15 protein-coding genes are annotated in these 17,025 nt (G+C 61.4%); 13 read left to right on the top strand and 2 right to left on the bottom strand.

All coding sequences use genetic code 11. The features are described from left to right. The 13 genes from waaC to ACEN83_RS01660 all read left to right on the top strand — a co-directional run bounded on the left by waaC (window position 1) and on the right by ACEN83_RS01660 (window position 13,894). Window positions 1-1,062, top strand: a complete 1,062-nt coding sequence (gene waaC / locus ACEN83_RS01600) for a lipopolysaccharide heptosyltransferase I (RefSeq protein ID WP_495579323.1) — start codon at window positions 1-3, stop codon at window positions 1,060-1,062. Then, on the top strand, window positions 1,062-2,186 hold the full coding sequence (locus ACEN83_RS01605; protein WP_495579324.1) for a glycosyltransferase family 4 protein: 1,125 nt from the start codon (window positions 1,062-1,064) through the stop codon (window positions 2,184-2,186). Before waaC ends, ACEN83_RS01605 begins: the two co-directional genes overlap by 1 nt. After that, window positions 2,183-2,989 (top strand): lipopolysaccharide core heptose(I) kinase RfaP, encoded by an 807-nt coding sequence (gene rfaP / locus ACEN83_RS01610; protein WP_218483235.1) that lies wholly within the window; start codon window positions 2,183-2,185, stop codon window positions 2,987-2,989. Before ACEN83_RS01605 ends, rfaP begins: the two co-directional genes overlap by 4 nt. Then, window positions 2,989-3,723: a lipopolysaccharide kinase InaA family protein gene (locus ACEN83_RS01615; RefSeq protein WP_495579325.1), complete on the top strand. Its 735-nt coding sequence runs from the start codon at window positions 2,989-2,991 to the stop codon at window positions 3,721-3,723. Before rfaP ends, ACEN83_RS01615 begins: the two co-directional genes overlap by 1 nt. Beyond that, complete coding sequence (locus ACEN83_RS01620; protein WP_104451063.1) at window positions 3,720-4,472, top strand: lipopolysaccharide kinase InaA family protein; 753 nt, start codon at window positions 3,720-3,722, stop codon at window positions 4,470-4,472. The genes ACEN83_RS01615 and ACEN83_RS01620 overlap by 4 nt, the downstream gene beginning before the upstream one ends. Beyond that, a complete protein-coding gene (locus ACEN83_RS01625) occupies window positions 4,472-5,923 on the top strand; it encodes a lipopolysaccharide kinase InaA family protein (RefSeq protein ID WP_495579326.1) in 1,452 nt (483 codons plus the stop codon). Before ACEN83_RS01620 ends, ACEN83_RS01625 begins: the two co-directional genes overlap by 1 nt. Before the next feature lie 219 nt (window positions 5,924-6,142). After that, window positions 6,143-6,478 carry a YceK/YidQ family lipoprotein gene (locus ACEN83_RS01630; protein ID WP_495579327.1) on the top strand — a complete coding sequence of 112 codons (336 nt, stop codon included), beginning with the start codon at window positions 6,143-6,145 and terminating at the stop codon, window positions 6,476-6,478. 165 nt (window positions 6,479-6,643) lie between these two features. Beyond that, complete coding sequence (locus ACEN83_RS01635; protein WP_495579328.1) at window positions 6,644-8,401, top strand: carbamoyltransferase family protein; 1,758 nt, start codon at window positions 6,644-6,646, stop codon at window positions 8,399-8,401. Next, window positions 8,385-9,515, top strand: coding sequence for a glycosyltransferase (locus ACEN83_RS01640; RefSeq protein WP_218475965.1), 1,131 nt, complete (start codon window positions 8,385-8,387; stop codon window positions 9,513-9,515). The genes ACEN83_RS01635 and ACEN83_RS01640 overlap by 17 nt, the downstream gene beginning before the upstream one ends. After that, the gene (locus tag ACEN83_RS01645; protein ID WP_495579329.1) at window positions 9,515-10,411 is read left to right on the top strand and encodes an antimicrobial resistance protein Mig-14; all 897 of its coding nucleotides are present in this window, start codon (window positions 9,515-9,517) and stop codon (window positions 10,409-10,411) included. Before ACEN83_RS01640 ends, ACEN83_RS01645 begins: the two co-directional genes overlap by 1 nt. Window positions 10,412-10,419: 8 nt before the next feature. Next, window positions 10,420-11,862, top strand: a complete 1,443-nt coding sequence (locus ACEN83_RS01650; RefSeq protein WP_495579330.1) for a PIG-L deacetylase family protein — start codon at window positions 10,420-10,422, stop codon at window positions 11,860-11,862. After that, a complete protein-coding gene (locus tag ACEN83_RS01655; RefSeq protein WP_218501289.1) occupies window positions 11,859-13,013 on the top strand; it encodes a glycosyltransferase family 4 protein in 1,155 nt (384 codons plus the stop codon). Before ACEN83_RS01650 ends, ACEN83_RS01655 begins: the two co-directional genes overlap by 4 nt. Next, window positions 13,010-13,894, top strand: coding sequence for a glycosyltransferase (locus ACEN83_RS01660; RefSeq protein ID WP_495579331.1), 885 nt, complete (start codon window positions 13,010-13,012; stop codon window positions 13,892-13,894). Before ACEN83_RS01655 ends, ACEN83_RS01660 begins: the two co-directional genes overlap by 4 nt. A 23-nt stretch (window positions 13,895-13,917) precedes the next feature. Here ACEN83_RS01660 and ACEN83_RS01665 read toward each other — a convergent pair whose 3' ends face one another. Next, a complete protein-coding gene (locus ACEN83_RS01665) occupies window positions 13,918-15,138 on the bottom strand; it encodes an acyltransferase family protein (RefSeq protein WP_495579332.1) in 1,221 nt (406 codons plus the stop codon). After that, window positions 15,138-17,000, bottom strand: a complete 1,863-nt coding sequence (locus ACEN83_RS01670) for an O-antigen ligase family protein (protein WP_495579333.1) — start codon at window positions 16,998-17,000, stop codon at window positions 15,138-15,140. The genes ACEN83_RS01665 and ACEN83_RS01670 overlap by 1 nt, the downstream gene beginning before the upstream one ends. Between the last annotated feature and the right edge of the window lie 25 nt (window positions 17,001-17,025).

A 17,025-nucleotide genomic window follows, 5' to 3' on the forward strand; every position in this document is an offset into this window, starting at 1 on the left:
TTGCGGGTTCTGTTGATCAAGACATCTTCGCTGGGCGACGTCATTCATGCGTTGCCGGCGTTGACCGACGCGGCGCGGGCGATTCCCGGCATCAAATTCGACTGGGTGGTGGAAGAAGGCTTTGCCGAAATCCCGACCTGGCATCCGGCGGTGGGCAAGGTGATTCCGGTGGCGATCCGTCGCTGGCGCAAAAACCTCTGGCAGACCATCAAGAGCGGTGAGTGGAAGCGCTTCAAGCAAAGCGTGCGCGCCACGAAATACGACTTGGTGATCGACGCCCAGGGCTTGCTTAAAAGCGCCTGGCTGACCCGCTACGTCAAGGCACCGGTGGCCGGCCTCGATAAAAGCTCGGCGCGCGAGCCCATCGCTGCGCGTTTTTACAATCGGCGTCTGGCCGTTGCCCGTGGGCAGCACGCGGTGGAGCGAGTGCGTCAGTTGTTCGCCATCGCCTTGGGCTATGACTTGCCAAAAGGCATGGGCGACTACGGTCTGAATGTCGAGCGCCTGGTGGAGTTGCCGCGCAAGAACCCGTACGTGGTGTTTCTGCATGGCACGACCTGGGACACCAAGCACTGGCCTGAAGCTTACTGGCGGGAGCTGACCGAACGGGTCGGCTACCTTGGCGTCGGGGTCAAGTTGCCTTGGGGCAATGCGCAGGAGAAAGCCCGGGCCGAGCGCATCGCCGCCGGTTTCAAACACGCCGAAGTGTTGCCCAAATTGAACCTGGCCGGTGTCGGCAAGGTATTGGCCGGCGCGCAAGCCTGCGTGGCCGTGGATACCGGCCTGGGCCACCTGGCCGCCGCGCTGGATGTGCCGACGCTGTCGCTGTTCGGCCCGACCAATCCGGGCCTGACCGGCGCCTACGGCAAGGTGCAGATTCACCTGGCCAGCGACTTCCCGTGTGCGCCGTGCCTGCAAAAGAAATGCACCTATCAACCGACGGCCGAAGATGCCCGTCAGTTTGACCTGAAACGCGAGTGGCCCCTGTGCTTCACGCGTCTGAACCCCGAGCGTGTCGCCAGCCGACTGAGCACGTTGTTAATGGCTGAGGAGCTGCGCTGATGCAATTGGCATTTGTCCTGTACAAATATTTTCCGTTCGGTGGCTTGCAGCGCGATTTCATGCGGATTGCCCTGGAGTGCCAGAAGCGCGGCCATCAGATTCGCGTCTACACGCTGATCTGGGAGGGCGACGTACCGCCGGGTTTCGAAGTGCTGGTGGCGCCGGTCAAGGCGTTCTTCAACCATCGACGCAACGAAAAACTCAGCGAATGGATGGAAGCCGACCTGGCCAGGCGCCCGGTCGACCGCCTGATCGGCTTCAACAAAATGCCGGGCCTGGACGTCTACTACGCCGCCGACGGCTGCTTCGAAGACAAGGCGCAGAACCTGCGCAACTCGCTGTATCGCCGTTGGGGCCGCTATCGCCACTTCGCCGAATACGAACGCGCGGTGTTCGCCAAGGACGCCAAGACCGAAGTGCTGATGATTTCCGAGGTCCAGCAGCCACTGTTCATCAAGCATTACGACACGCCGCTGGAGCGTTTCCACCTGCTGCCACCGGGTATCGCCCAGGACCGTCGCCGGCCGGCTGATGCCGATGACATTCGCGCCGGGTTCCGTGCCGAATTCGACCTCAAGGACGACGAACTGCTGCTGGTGCAGATCGGCTCCGGATTCAAGACCAAGGGTGTGGACCGCAGCCTCAAGGCACTGGCGGCATTGCCTGCCGAGCTGAGGAAGCGCACCCGGCTGTTTGTAATTGGCCAGGATGACCCCAAGTTATTCCAGATGCAGAGCGCGACATTGGGGTTGGGCGACAACGTCACGTTCCTCAAGGGGCGCAGCGATATCCCGCGTTTCCTGTTGGGTGCCGATCTGTTGATCCACCCGGCGTACAACGAAAATACCGGCACCGTGCTGCTCGAAGCACTGGTGGCCGGCTTGCCGGTGTTGGTGAGCGCGGTGTGCGGTTACGCCCATTACATCGCCGAGGCCGATGCGGGCCTGGTGTTGGACGAACCCTTCGATCAGGCACAGCTGACGCAATACCTGACCGGCATGTTGAACGACGCTCAAGCAAGGGCGGCCTGGAGCCGCAATGGTCTGGCCTTCGCCGAAACGGCCGACCTCTACAGCATGCCGCAACACGCGGCCGATGTGATTCTGGCGGAGCACGCTAAATGAAGTTGATGCTGGCTGAACCGTTCAAGAGCCTCTGGGCCGGACGCGACCCGTTCGCCGAAGTCGAGGGGCTCAAGGGCGAGGTTTACCGCGAGCTGGAAGCACGCCGGACATTGCGCACGGAAGTCGACGGCAACGGGTTTTTCGTGAAAATCCACCGTGGCATCGGCTGGGGCGAAATCTTCAAGAACCTGCTCACTGCCAAGCTCCCGGTACTGGGTGCCGGTCAGGAGTGGAAGGCCATTCAGCGCCTGCAGGAAGCCGGCGTGCCGACCATGACCGCCGTCGCGTATGGCGAGAAGGGCAGTAACCCGGCCGACCAGCACTCGTTCATCGTTACCGAAGAGTTGGCGCCCACCGTCAGCCTCGAAGACTTCAGCGTCAACTGGGTCAAGCAGCCGCCCGAGCCAAAACTCAAGCGCGCGCTGATCGCCGAAGTCGCACGCATGACCGGCATGATGCACCGCGCCGGGGTCAACCACCGCGACTGCTACATCTGTCATTTCCTGCTGCACACCGACAAACCGGTGACCGCTGACGACTTCAAGCTTTCAGTGATCGACCTGCACCGCGCCCAGACCCGTCCGGCGATCACCTCGCGCTGGCGCAACAAGGATCTGGCCGCCCTGTACTTTTCCGCCCTGGACATCGGCCTGACCCGCCGCGACAAATTGCGTTTTCTCAAAGGCTATTTCCAGCAGCCGCTGCGGCAGATCCTGAGCGAAGAAGCCGGGCTGCTGAGCTGGCTCGATGGCAAGGCCAACAAGCTCTACGAGCGTAAACAGCGATACGGGGATGCGCTCTGATGTCGGGTTGGAAACTGGAGCCGGCCTACAGCGATCTGGCAGAGGACTTCGGCAGCCTGGAGGCGGTGTTTGCACTTCAGGGCGAGCAGTTGACCAAGGACCTGCTCTCCGAGGTCATTCGCGTTCAGCGCAATGGCGTCAACTATTACGTCAAACGCTACGTGGGTGCCGGCAAAGGCTTGCGGCGTTACCTCGGCAAGCCTCGGGTGAAGATGGAGTGGCAGAACCTCAAGCGCTTTGCCAAGTGGGGCATTCCCACGGCCGAGGTGGTGGCCTGGGGGCTGGAGCGGCGCGGTGCGGCCTACGCTCGCGGCGCGATGATTACCCGGGAACTGCCGCGTACCGAAGACTTGTCGGCACTGGCCGAGCGCCGCGATCCGAAATTGTCGGATCGCGCCTGGGTCGATGCCGTCAGTCGTCAGTTGGCCCAGTACACCCGGACCATGCACGACCACCGTTTTACCCATAATGATCTGAAGTGGCGCAACCTGCTGATCGACGATCAGGCGCGACTGTTTCTGATCGATTGCCCCAACGGCGATTTCTGGCGCGGTTTCTGGCTCAAGTACCGCATCACCAAGGATCTGGCGTGCCTGGACAAGGTCGCCAAGTATCAATTGTCGGCTACCCAGCGCCTGCGCTTTTACCTGCAATACCGCAACCGGACCCGGCTCAACGCCGCGGACAAGAAACGCATCCGGCACGTGGTGAGATTTTTCGAGGGACGCGAATGACTGATTTTCTGGCCGCTGAGGACCGTGCGCTGCTTGAGCGCCATGGTCTCGGCACGTTCGAGGCGCTCTGGGCCAAACAGCTCGATGCGGTGGACGAACCCAACACCGGTCGCGGCGGCTGGAGCAGCGTGTTTCGACTGGATCTGGAAGGTCATGGTTACTACCTCAAGCGGCAAAGCAACTACCTGACCCGCACCTTGCGCGCGCCGTTCGGCGAGCCGAGTTTCGCCCGCGAGTTTCGCAACATCTCCCGTTATCGGAAGATGGGCATTCCAGCGCTGGAAGCGGTGTTCTACGGGCAGCGCAAGGTCAATGGCGAAGTCCGCGCGATCCTGCTGACCCGCGCCCTGGACGGTTGGGACGACCTCGACTCGCTGTTGCAGCGCTGGGCTGAATTGAGTCCTGAGCAGCACTCGGAGATCCTCAAGGCCAGTGGCGAACTGGCCCGGCAACTGCACGCTGCACGCCAGGTGCACGGGTGTTTCTATCCCAAGCACATTTTCATGCGTGCCACCGGCCACGGCTACCAGGCTCAATTGATCGACCTGGAAAAGACCCGGCCGCTGCTGTACGGGCAGCGTGACCGCATCAAGGACCTGGAACCGCTGACGCGCCGCGCGCCCGAGTGGGGCGAATCGCAGCTGCGGCAATTGCTGGCGGCCTATCTGGATCAGCCGCAGGACAGCTCGCTGATCGACAGCTGGCTGCAGCGCTTGACCGCCCGGCGCAGCCAAAAGGGGCCACGTTGATGCGTTTGTCCGACTTGAAATCCGCTGGCCGCCATCCGGCGTTGCCGCTGAGCGTTTCGTTGGCCGATGCCGCCGGCCCCGCCGATTTGCAACTGTTGAGCCTGTTGCGGGTATTGCCGGGGCAGCGTTATGTCGGTGCCGGTGTCTGGCGTGGCCGGCCGGTGTTGGCCAAGTTGCTGGTCGGCAGCAAGGCTGCACGGCATTTTCAGCGTGAACTGGACGGCGTGCGCCTGCTCTCCGACCAGGGCCTGACCACGCCGCAGTTGTTGGCCGACGGCCTGAAAGACGGCGAGGGTGGCTGGCTGCTGTTTGATTTCCTTGAGCATGCCGAAAGCCTGGGCGACACCTGGAAGCAGGTTGAGCAGCAACCCGTACTGTCCGATGGACAAGGTGCGGTGCTGGCCGAGGCGTTGGGCGCGATCGGTCAGATGCATCGCAAGGGCCTGTGGCAGGAAGACCTGCACCTGGACAATCTACTGCGCCAGGGCGGCCGCCTGTACCTGATCGATGGTGCCGGTATCTGCAGTGAGACGCCTGGCCAGCCGCTGTCGCGGCAGAAAGTCCTGGAAAACCTCGGGGTGTTCTTCGCCCAGTTGCCGAAGTCGATCGAGCCCTTCATTGAAGAGTTGCTGGTGTATTACCTGCTCAGCAACGGCGAGCATGCCTTGCCCATGGAGGCGCTGCAGAAGCAGATCGACAAGGTCCGCAACTGGCGCCTCAAGGACTACCTGATCAAGGTCGGCCGCGAGTGCACGCTGTTCAGCGTCCAGCGCGGGGCCTTCGGACTGCGGGCGATTCGCCGCGAGGAAGAGGCGTCGATGGTGCCGGTGCTGGAGCAGGCCGATGCCTTGCTCGATCAGGGGCATCTGTACAAGACCGGCGGCGCGGCGAGTGTTGGCAAGGTCGAAGTGGATGGCCGCACGCTGGTGATCAAGCGCTACAACATCAAGGGTTTTGCCCACTGGCTCAAGCGTTTCTGGCGCCCGAGCCGGGCCTGGCATTCATGGCGCGAAGGCAATCGCCTGGCGTTCCTCGGGATTGCCACGCCCAGGCCGCTGGCGTTGCTGGAGAAGCGTTTCCTGTGGCTGCGCAGCCGGGCGTACCTGATCACCGAGTATCTGCCGGGGCCGGACATCATCGAGCGTTTTGCGCCCTACGTTGAAAGCGGTGATGCACCGCAGGCCGAACTGGCGGCGCTGGATCATCTGTTTGCCGAGCTGATTCGTTTGCGTATCAGTCATGGCGATTTCAAGGGCCATAACCTGTTCTGGCAGCAGGATCGCTGGGCGTTGATCGACCTCGATTCGATGTGCCAGCACGGCTCGCTCGGCAGTTATGCACCGGCATATGCGCGGGATCGGGCGCGGTTCATGCGTAATTGGCCTGAAGGCAGTGCCCTTTATCAGGTCATCGATCAGCGTCTTCCCAAAGATATCTCCAGCGCGGCCTGAATCGGACCTTCGGTCCTTTCGCGGGCAAGCCCGCTCCCACAGGGATTTCTGAGTGACCGGAACCTCTGTGGGAGCGGGCTTGCTCGCGAAGGGGCCGTAACAGCCAACCGAGAAAGCAGACAGGTTCTTGTGAACCGTCCTACGCGATCTTGGGAAGCCATGAACTGTGGCCGAAATTGCCCCGATGCTAGTTTGCCTGACGTTCTCGGAGGGCAGGCTGTGTCGATCAAAATGGCAGTTTCATCAGGCGTTTTATCCGTGTCGTTAATGGGCTGCGGGACCGCCGCTACGGTCCTCCAGGATGAAGCCGATGCAGCGCACGGGCTGCGCAGGCAAAAAACCTATTGTCAATCCATTCCCCGGGTCTATAGCGGCCTCGCTTATGACTTCTGCGTACTGAACGCACCGCCCGATCCCACGGGGATCCTCGTACCGCTCATTTTGCTCGACCTGGCCCTGTCCGGCGCACTGGACACCGCCGCCTTGCCCTACACGATTTACCGGCAAAGCGTGGACGGCAATATCCTTGTCTACTGGCGGCCTTCGAGCGGCTGAAAATACCCTGAGGTCCCCGCTGCAGTTGCTCGCCGCTTGCGGCTAGAGGCTAGCCGCCGCTTTTACGCTATAATCCCGCCCTTTAGCTGTCTCTCGCCCCTTGCGAGGGCACATTAATTTTTGAGGCGCTTGCGCCTGCATGCAGACTAAAGAGGCTAGACCCCTGTGGCATTGACGATTCTTGGCCTGTCCGGCGCCCTTAGCCATGATCCTTCCGCAGCCCTGTACATCGACGGCAAGCTGGTCGCGGCGGCTGAAGAGGAGCGCTTCGTACGCGATAAACATGCAAAGAACCGCATGCCCTACGAATCGGCGAAATTCTGCCTGGAACAGGCCGGTATCAAGCCGTCCGACGTTGACGTGGTAGCGATCCCGTTCGCCCCGATCAGCATTTTCGGCAAGGCTCGCTGGCAGTACGCCAAGCGTTACTGGTACGCCCCGGACCGTGCACTCGACGCGATCCTGATGGGCAACCGTCGCTACAAGCGCTATCGCAACAAGATCGTCTGGTGCCTGGAGCAACTGGGCTTTGATCCGAAGAAGATCAAGATCGAGCCGGTCGAGCATCACCTGGCCCACGCCTCCAGCGCCTACCACTGCTCCGGCTTCAAGGAAAAAACCGCAATCCTGGGCATCGACGGCAAGGGCGAGTACGCCACGACCTTCTTCGGTTACGGCGAAAACGGCAAGATCCACAAGATCAAGGAATTCTTCGATCCGGACTCCCTCGGCGGCCTGTACGGCGCGATCACCGAGTTCCTCGGTTTCGACATGCTCGACGGTGAGTTCAAGGTCATGGGCATGGCGCCGTACGGCGACGCCAGCAAATACGATTTCTCGCGCCTGGCTTCGTTCGAAAACGGCGAACTGGTGATCAACACCGACTACGCCAACGTCATCGGCCTGCGTCGCTATAAAGAGAAGGGCAAGGGTTACTACTTCTCGCCGAAGCTGATCGAGTGGCTGGGGCCCAAGCGCGAAGGCGACATCGCCGACGAGCCTTACATCCACTACGCCGCCAGCATTCAAGCGCTGTTCGAGAAAATTGCGCTGCAGATGATCGACTACTACCTGGGCGACGTGCTCAAGGAAACCGGCAAGCTGGCTTACGCCGGTGGCTGTGCGTTGAACGTCAAGCTCAACCAGAAAATCATCGCTCGCGACGACGTCAAGGAGCTGTTCGTACAGCCGGCGTCTGGTGACGCCGGTACTGCAGTGGGCGCGGCAGCCTATGTGTCCCACGCCCGTGGCGTACCGGTCGAGAAGATGGAACACGTCTACCTCGGCCCGTCGTACAGCAACGAAGACGTGATCGCGGCCTGCGCCCGTCACGCCAACAAGCCGACGTGGCGCAAGCTCGACAACATGCCGGAGCAGATCGCCAAAATCATGGTCGATGGCAACCCGGTGGCCTGGTTCCAGGGCCGCATGGAGTTCGGTCCGCGTGCACTGGGTGGTCGTTCGATCATCGGTTGCCCGAGCGTGCCCGGCGTGGCCGATCGCATCAACCACCAGATCAAGTTCCGCGAGCGCTGGAGGCCTTTCTGCCCGTCGATGCTCGACACCGTGGCGCCGCAGATGATCAAGATCGATCACCCGGCTCCGTTCATGACCTTCACCTTCGAAGTGGCGGAAGAATGGAAGACCCGCGTGCCGGAAGTTGTCCACGAAGACGGCACCTCCCGTGCCCAGGTGCTCAAGCGCGAATACAACCCGCGCTACTACGACATGATGAAAGCGCTGGAAGTGCTCACCGGCAACGGCGTGTCGCTCAACACCTCGCTCAACCGTCGCGGCGAACCGATGATCTGCTCGCCGACTGACGCGTTGAACATGTTCTTCGGTTCGGATCTACAGTATCTGATCATGGAAGACATCCTGGTGGTCAAAGAGGGCGCAAACGCCTATGACACGTTCGGCTGAACGTCATGTGCTGCAGTTCTGCCACGGCTATGACGGGCCGTTCCTGGACTGCGCACGGCAGTACGCCAGCCTGTTCGCGGGGACTGGCTATCGCGTGACCACGGTGTTTCTCACCGGGGTTGCCGATGCCGAAGTCGCCGCGGGCTGCGCCTCCGACGAGGTGCTGTTCATGGAGTACAGTTCCAAGGCCATTCGTGGCCTGAAACTGGGCGCCATCGGCGATCTGCGCAAGATCGCCGCGTCGCGCAACTTCAGTTTCTGCATCGCTCATCGCTTCAAGCCTATCTATATCGCTCTGCTCGGTACGTCGTTGCCGGTCATTGGCGTGCACCACGGGTTTGAAGACTACAAGCGCGGCAGCCGCAAACTGTTCGCCCATATATTCCGCAAGCGTTTGAGCCTGCTCGGCGTGTCCGACGCGGTGCGCGACGACATGCGCAGTTGCCTGCCGAAGTGGCCGGCCTCGCGAATTCAGACGTTGTACAACCGCATCGACGTCGATGCCTTGCAAGCCACCCAGGTGTCGGCTCGCGAGGCCCGGGAAACCCTCGGGCTGGCGGCGGATGCCTGGATTGTCGGCAACGTCGGACGCCTGCATCCGGACAAGGACCAGGCCACGCTGCTCGATGGTTTCGCCGAGGCATTGCCGCAGTTGCCGGCCAACAGCCAGTTGGTGATTCTCGGCAAGGGGCGCCTGGAGGAAGACCTCAAGGCTCAGGCCCGCGAGCTGGGTATCGGCGACCGGGTGCTGTTCCTCGGCCAGGTGCCGGATGCGCGCAACTATTTCCGCGCCTTCGACGTGTTCGCCCTGAGTTCCGATCACGAACCGTTCGGCATGGTGCTGCTGGAGGCCATGGCCGCCGGCGTGCCCTTGCTCGCCACGGCGTGCGGCGGCGCGAAGGAAGTGGTCGAAGGCGTGGGCATCCTGTTCCCGTTGGGCGATGCCGGACATCTGGCCCAGGGCCTGCAACACCTGGCTGCCATGGATGATCAGCAACGCCGACAGTGTGCCGAGATGATGCTCGAGCGCTTGCGCGAACGCTTTTCCGACCGCGCAGTGCGCGATGCTTTCTGGCACTTGCCGCACGTTACCGAACTGGCACAGAGGGGCTGATGCTCAACCGATTTCAAGGCTGGCGCGAGCGTGGCTGGGCGGTAGTCGACGCCTCGACTTACGCCGAAACCTGGCAGCGTTATGGCGGCAGCGTCGCAACTCATCCCATGGTGGTCGAGCGCCTGGCGCAACTGGCCGACATCCCGGTGCGTTACCTGGCCTGGATGCAGGGTGACGAGATCAAGGCGGCGATCCCGACCTGGGGTCGCGACCTGGCCTTGTCCAAGGACGTGCTCAAGCGTCGCGGCAAGAAAGGCCTGTTCGACCTGGGCAACGCCGAGATCATCCTGCCTGCCGCGGCCGATGCCCAGGCGCCTTTGCGCCATCGCGGGCGCTATCTGTCGGCGTTGAACGAGGGGCGCTTCACCGGCATCCGGTTGCAGACCGAACAATTGGCGATGGCCCGCACACCGGAAGAACTATCGAAAAAGTTTCGCTACAACCAGCGCCGTGAATTGCGTCTGCTGGAAGAGGCCGGCGGCGTGGTGCGGCCGGTGTCCGAATTTTCCAGCGCTGAGCTGGCGGCGATTTATTGCGACCTGTTCCAACGCCGCTGGGGTTTCCCGGCGACGGGAGCCGAACGCATGGCCGAGGTCATCGAGTTGCTGCGCGAGTTGCTGATCGGTTCGGTGATTTTTCTCAACGACGCGCCGATTGCGATTCAATTGGTGTACCGCGTCGAAACCCCGCAGTGGATCAGCGTCGAGTACATCAACGGTGGGGTCGATCCCGAGACTCGCGAGTTCAGCCCTGGCAGTGTGCTGAGTTTCCTCAATACGCAAAGCGCTTGGGAACATGCCCGGGCGCAGGACAAACCGTTGCGTTTTTCTTTCGGTCGCGCCGACCGTGAATACAAGGATCGCTGGTGCAACCCTGTGCCGGTCTTCACCGTATGAGCCAAGCCATGAGTCGCAAACAGCAACTGCTCAAGCGCCATCGGCGCACTAAACGTATCGGCCTGTTGATTGCGCTGGTGCTGTTGATCGTCATCGGTGTGCTGGTGGCCTGGTGGTTGCCGCTGGTGCTCGCGGTTCTGGGCTGGATGGCCCACGAAGCCTGGTTTGCCGACCATCTGTTCTACTCGCCGAAAGACGATTACCAGTACAGCTTTCCCCCGTACACGCCACAGCCCAAGGTGCACCTGAGCGGTGAGCATTTGCGGCTGGACGAGGGCGTGATGCTGGTCGACGATGCCACGCTGGTGCTGGCCCTGCGGGTAAAAAGCAGCTGGCTGGGTCGTTTTTTCGATCCGGTGGTCGAGTTGGCGGGGGGCGAAAACCCTGACCGACAAACCTTCGAGCGGGGCGTAAACGGCCTGCGTTACCTCAATCTCAGTGGTCAGGCTCAGGCGCTGTCCCGTGGTGACCTGCGCTTGCGCGGGCGTTTCTGTCGAGTGTTCGGCGAGCCGGTGCTGTGGGCGCTGGAACATCCGGATTACCGGCGTCAGCGAGTGATGGTCATCGCGCCCCACGCCGATGACGCCGAGCTGGCGGCTTACGGTTTGTACAGCCAGGCCGACGAAACCTGGATCGTCACGCTGACTGCCGGTGAAATCGAAGCCGAACACTACCGGCAGATGGGCCTGAACAAGGTCGATGCGGCCCGCTTGAAAGGCCGCCTGCGCACCTGGGACAGCATTGCCGTACCGCGTTGGGCCGGTGTGCCCGAGGCTCGCTGTGTACAGCTGGGTTATTTCTGCCTGCAACTGGCGAGCATGCAGGCCGCGCCTGGCGTGCCGGCGGGATCGCGGGAAGCCGACCTGAGCGACACCCGACTATTTCGCCAGCTGAATCCTTTCGCACTGCCAGGCGATGCCGATGGCGCACCGACCTGGAACAATCTGCTGGCCGATCTGCGCGAATTGCTGCTGCGGGCCCGGCCCGAGGTCATCGTGCTGCCGCATCCGACCCTGGATCCGCACCCCGATCATATCTGCGCCCAAGCCGCAGTCCTCGAGGCCTTGCAAGGCCTGGACTGGCAACCGACCACGCTGTTGGGATACGCCAACCACTTGCACGACAACGACCGTTGGCCGATGGGCGATAGCGGTGACGGCATCGCCTTGCCGCCGGCCTTCGATTCCGTCCAGCCGATGCAGCCCTATTGCCTGCCGATGCCGCTGGAGCAACAGCGGGACAAGGCCATGGCGTTGGGCATGATGCACGACCTGCAGCCGCCGATGCCGTTCAAGCGCCGCCTGCGTCGCTTGATCCAGCGGTTGTTGGCTGGCCGGGTGCCGCCCACCTATGGCGAGAACGAATTCTTTCGCAAGGCCGTCCGGCGCCACGAGCTTTTGTGGTCGATCAAGCACACACCAGGCAATGTTTCTCAGCGGGGAGAGTTATGAGTCAGCGGTCAAAGGTCCTGCAACTGCAGCCTGACTACAACGTCAAAGCCCATGATTTCGCCGACCTCGCGGAGCAAATCGTCAAGGCCCTGCCCACCGATCGATATGAAGTGACCGCCGCGTTTCTGCGGGGCAAACCCGGGCCGGGCGAAGCGGTGAGCCGGGCCGATCGTTCGGTGTACTTCGAGTTTTCCGACAAGTCCCTCAAGGGCATGCGCCTGCGGGCGATGTGGCAGTTGTACAAGTTCTGCCGCCGGGAAAAATTCGATGTGGTGATCTGCAACCGCTTCAAGCCGGTGAACATGATGCTGGCGCTCAACCGCTGGTTGAAAGTGCCGCTGTGCATCGGCATTTCCCATGGCTTTGGCGAGTACGACCGTTTTTACCGGCGCCGCCAGACCCAGCGCCTGATCGATCGTCACTGGCGTTTCGTCGGCGTGTCGCCAGCGGTCAAGCAGTATCTGCTGGACTGCGACTGTGGCTTCACCGACCAGAATACCTATGCCATCACCAACGCCATCGACATCGAGCAGGCCGAGGCTTTGCAGCACAGCCGCGAGAAAGCCCGTGAAATGCTCGGCATCGATCCGTCGGTACGGCTGATCGGTGCACTGGGGCGGCTGGTGCCGGTCAAGGGCCATATCTATTTGCTGCAGGCCTTTGCCGCGCTCAAGGACAAATACCCGAATACCCAGCTGGCGATCATCGGTGCCGGCCGCGAAGAGTCGCGCCTGGCCGCGGAAATCGACCGTCTCGGCCTCGGCGGTCGCGCCCATTTGCTGGGGTTCAAGGAAATTGCCCTGCAGTACATTCGCGCTTTCGACATCTGGACCATGCCGTCCCTGGCCGAGGGCCTCGGGTTGGCGCTGCTGGAAGGCATGAGCGGGCATTTGCCGGTGATTGCCTCCAACGTGCCAGCCATGTTGCCGCTCATCGAGGGGGCCGGTGGCCTGGCGATTACACCCAAGGATGTGCCGACGCTGCAGGCTGCGCTGGACACTTACCTCGGGCTGTCGGATGACGAACTCAAGGCCAAGGGCGAGCAGGCTTTCCGTTATCTGCAACAACACCATGACATCGAGGAGTTCCGTCGTGAATACCTCAATCTGATCGACTCCGGCCTGGAACAGGCCCGCAAGGAACAGCCATGAACGACGCGCAACCCATCGTCACGGTCATTATCGCGTCGTACAACCACGGCCCCTACATCGAGCAGAGCATTCTCAGCGTCCTCAATCAGACCTACCAGAATATTGAGTTGCTGGTGGTCGACGATGGGTCGAAGGATGACAGCGTCGAGCGGATCAAGGCGTTGCAGGCCACCCATGGTTTCGACTTTCGGGTCCAGGAAAACCAGGGGCTGACCAACACCCTCAATGGTGCGATTGCCCGGGCAAAGGGCAGCCTGATCGTGCCGTTCGGTTCGGATGACATCATGTTGCCGGAGCGAATCGCCATCCAGGTCGCGCATATGGACGGCAAGCCCGAGGTCGGCATTTGCGCCGGCAACATCGAGCTGATCGATGCCGACGGCAACCTCTACCCGGAGAAGCGCCAGCGCCGGGATGTGCCGTTCCGTCGCCTGGACTTCGATGACATGTTCCTGGAGCGCAAGCCCTATCCTCCGGCACCCACCCTGATGATCCGGCGCGAAGCGCTGGAGAAGGTGGGCGGTTTCGACCCGACCATTCGCCTGGAAGATTTGCTGATCGAGTTGAAGGTGACCCATGCCGGTTACTTCATCGATGGTCTGAACGTATTGATGGCGCGCTATCGCAAGCACGCCACCAACTCCTACAAGAATCACCGCTTCATGATCGACAGCATCCTGCGCACCTACGCGCTCTTCAGCGATCACCCGCTGTATGACGAGGTGCGCTACAAGTTTCTCAATTCCATGTTCCTCAAGACCGCCAACCGTGATCGCAAGCTGGCCCGTGAGTTGCTGGCGCAGATTCCCTTCAAGGCCTGGAACAAGAAAACCTGGCGCGGGTTGGGGCGGATGTATTTCTCACGGCTGGAGAAAGGCTGAGGCAGGGGGGAAGGGGGGAATACTCAGCGTTGTTGAGCCGTCTTCTCCAGTTCTTCCCCGGTCTTCCTGTTCTGGCGCAACCAGTGCAGGGTTTTCTTGCCGGCATTGATACCGGGCTTTTCGATGTACTGGTAAGTCAGGCTGCTGATGATGATCAGCAGGCAACTGCACACGGCCAGCAACGGCAGGAAGACCCAGGCTTGCCGGGCGTCAAGATGCAACAACGGCGGCAGTCGCTGCAGCAGAATCCAGAGCACGAAACCGTGCAGCAAATACGTGCTGTAGCTGATTTCCCCCAGCCAGCGAATGCTGCGTGGCTTCAGGGCGCCGAAGAGGGTATTGCCGGATGCCACGATCACAAAAAACAGTGACAGCAGCAGCAGCGCCCCCAGGTTGAATGCACGGCTGAACACCGTAAAGGCGATGGCCAGGGCGAGCAGGGCGATGACGCCCGCCAGTGGAGTCAGGCTCCAGGCGACCCATTGTGGTCGGCGAATCCAGTACGCCGCTGCGATGCCACCGAGGAAGCTGGCCAGGAAGTGCTTCTTCAGCGAGTGTTCCCAGCCGAGCACCTGGTACAGGGCGTAGATGCCGATCAGGCACAGCACCGTCTGCATCCAGCCACCGCGATAAATGAACACCATGGCGGCCAGTGGCAGGGCCAGGTAGAAAAAAACCTCGTACGCCAGCGTCCAGGTGACATTGGAGATCAGCATGCCCGTCTGGTGGTATTGGTTGACGTCTGGCCGGTCGAAGGTCAGCCAGGCAAGGGTCTGGCCGATAAGCTGGATACCAGAGTCCTTGAGTTCCCAGTCCTGCAGATAGAACACGCAGACAAACACGGTCAACATCAGCGGCAGGTAGAGCGGGTAGAGGCGAAACAGCCGCGATACCGCAAATGCCAGCCAGTCGTGTTGCCTCCCGTGGGTGAGCAAGCGGTCCCAGAACAGAAAGCCGGTGATCATGAAGAAGAGGGCAACACTGCCCTGGCCGAGCTGCGAGTAGAAATTGCTCGGCGGAAAATCGATCACGCCGGTTCGCAGAAAGATCCAGGTAATGACCGAGTGGTGCACGAACACGCCGAAAGCCAGGTACCCGCGCAAGCCGTCGATGCTGGCAAAGCGGCTTTCACCGCCATGCTCCAACTGTCGGGTGAATCCTGGCACCGTGCGCAGCACAAGCGCAGCGGTCGCGATGGCAAGCAGATAGCCCGTCATCGCGATAAGCGGGTTGGTTTCTGTCATCAGTGAGCCTGGGCCGGAGGACTCCCTGCCAGCACTTGCCTGTGCAAATTATCCACGTCGGCTTTCGAGGCCGCCGCGGCGTATCCCTGCAGTAGCGCTTCGAAGTGGTCTTCGAACAGCCAACGCCGATCTTCTGCGTAGCGCTGCATGTGGCGCAGATTACGCCGACGCAGGGAAGGGCTCAATGAAGAAGGGTAGATTCGCAGGTCGGCCAAGTCGATCAGGCCGAACTCGCCATCCTCCAGTACCAGCACATTGCCCAGGTGCAGGGAGCGGAAGTAGACCCCTTTCTGGTGCAGTTGAGCCATGAATTTGCCGAAGCGTTCCACCAGAGCCTGGCGCACCGCCGGGGCGGTGATGCCTTGCAGGATCTGGCGCAGCGTGTTGCCCGACAACGGCGAGTAGTGCACCGCAGTGCTGCCGTCTTCGAACCGGTAGAGATCGAGGATTTGCGGGGTCGGGATGCCCATGCCGCGCAGTTGCACGCTGTTGACGGCAAAACGATCGGAATAGGGCGTGAAACTGCCCGAGGTATACCAGCGACGACGGCGGAACAGCTTGAGAAAGCTGCCGTCGGTCAGGCGCAGGACTTTGGGGCCCAAACCGTCTTCTTCGATGACCCTGGCATCGGCAATCAGCTGCTGCAGGGCGCTCGGCGTCACGACCTTGATCGGTGTTTCCAACAGGCGTCTGGCGCGCTGATTGATGCTCAATGCGGCAACCAGCGCCAGGGGGATCCACAGCAGGAACCAGTGCTCTTTGGGGCGCGAGATAATCCCGCCACCTTCAGTCAGGCCCGCGCCGATGCCGAAGGCCAGCCAGGCCGAGGCGATGATGAACAGCGGTTGCACGCGATGACGCCAGCTTCTGATGAGGCCCCACGCGTGGAAAAACAGCCATGGCAGCAGACCGATAATGCCGACATAGTAAAGCACGCCGAGGGCAAAGCTATGGGGCTCCTCAAGGGTGTAGCCGACGCCTGGGTCCAGGGCCAGCTCGGCGTTGTAGCCATGTCCGATCCACGGATGTTCAGCGATCCTGCCGAGGGTCATTTGCCAGAGTTCGATACGGAAGGAGCTGCCTCGCTCAATGATTTTGTCCGCAAACAGCGCGAACGTCGCCGTTCCGGCAATGAACATGGAGCCAAGCAGAACGACCGAGCGTCGGTTCCAGGAGATGAGGCAGAGCCATAGCGCCGCCAGCGTCAATGCAACCAATGGGGTCCTGGAGCCGGTGGCCAGCACGGCGGCGAACATGATCGCCATCGCCGGTATGCTCAACCAGAGTACCTGGCGTCGCTTGCAGGTCATGCTCAGGCTCAGCCAATAGGTACAGAAAAAGCCGAAGACGTGGGAGCTGAGCAGTGGATTGTCGAACGCGCCGACACCGATCATGCGCATTTCCGGCTGGTAGATCAGGCCGAACCGGTACAGGTTGTAGACAGAGGTGATCAGCGCCACCGTTGCGGCGCAGAACAGCAGCGGCTGGATGATTTCGCTGCGATAGCGCACCAGCAGGCAGCAGCCAACGAACAGCATCAGGGTATGCAATGGCGGTTTGAACTGACCGAAGTCGATTTCGTCGCCCGGGCCCCAGCCCAGGCTGAGCATCGCCCAAGCGACAAACAGCAGGACTGCGATGACAATCGGTTCGTGCAGCAGTTCCTTGGCGAGCCGCGGACGCAAGCACAGCGCAATCAGTGCCGGAATGCTGAACAGGCCATAGTAGAGCTTGTGGAGCACGCTGCGCCCGGGCAGGAAAAACAGGGCGCAAAGCAGCAATAAGTAACCGAGTGGAAGGATCCACAAACAAATGAAATCGAAGGTTCTATTGGACGTGCTGTTCAAAGCGTTTAATTGCATGCTGAGTAACTTATTCCTGAATTGA

Source organism: Pseudomonas sp. Pseusp49 (assembly GCF_059491875.1).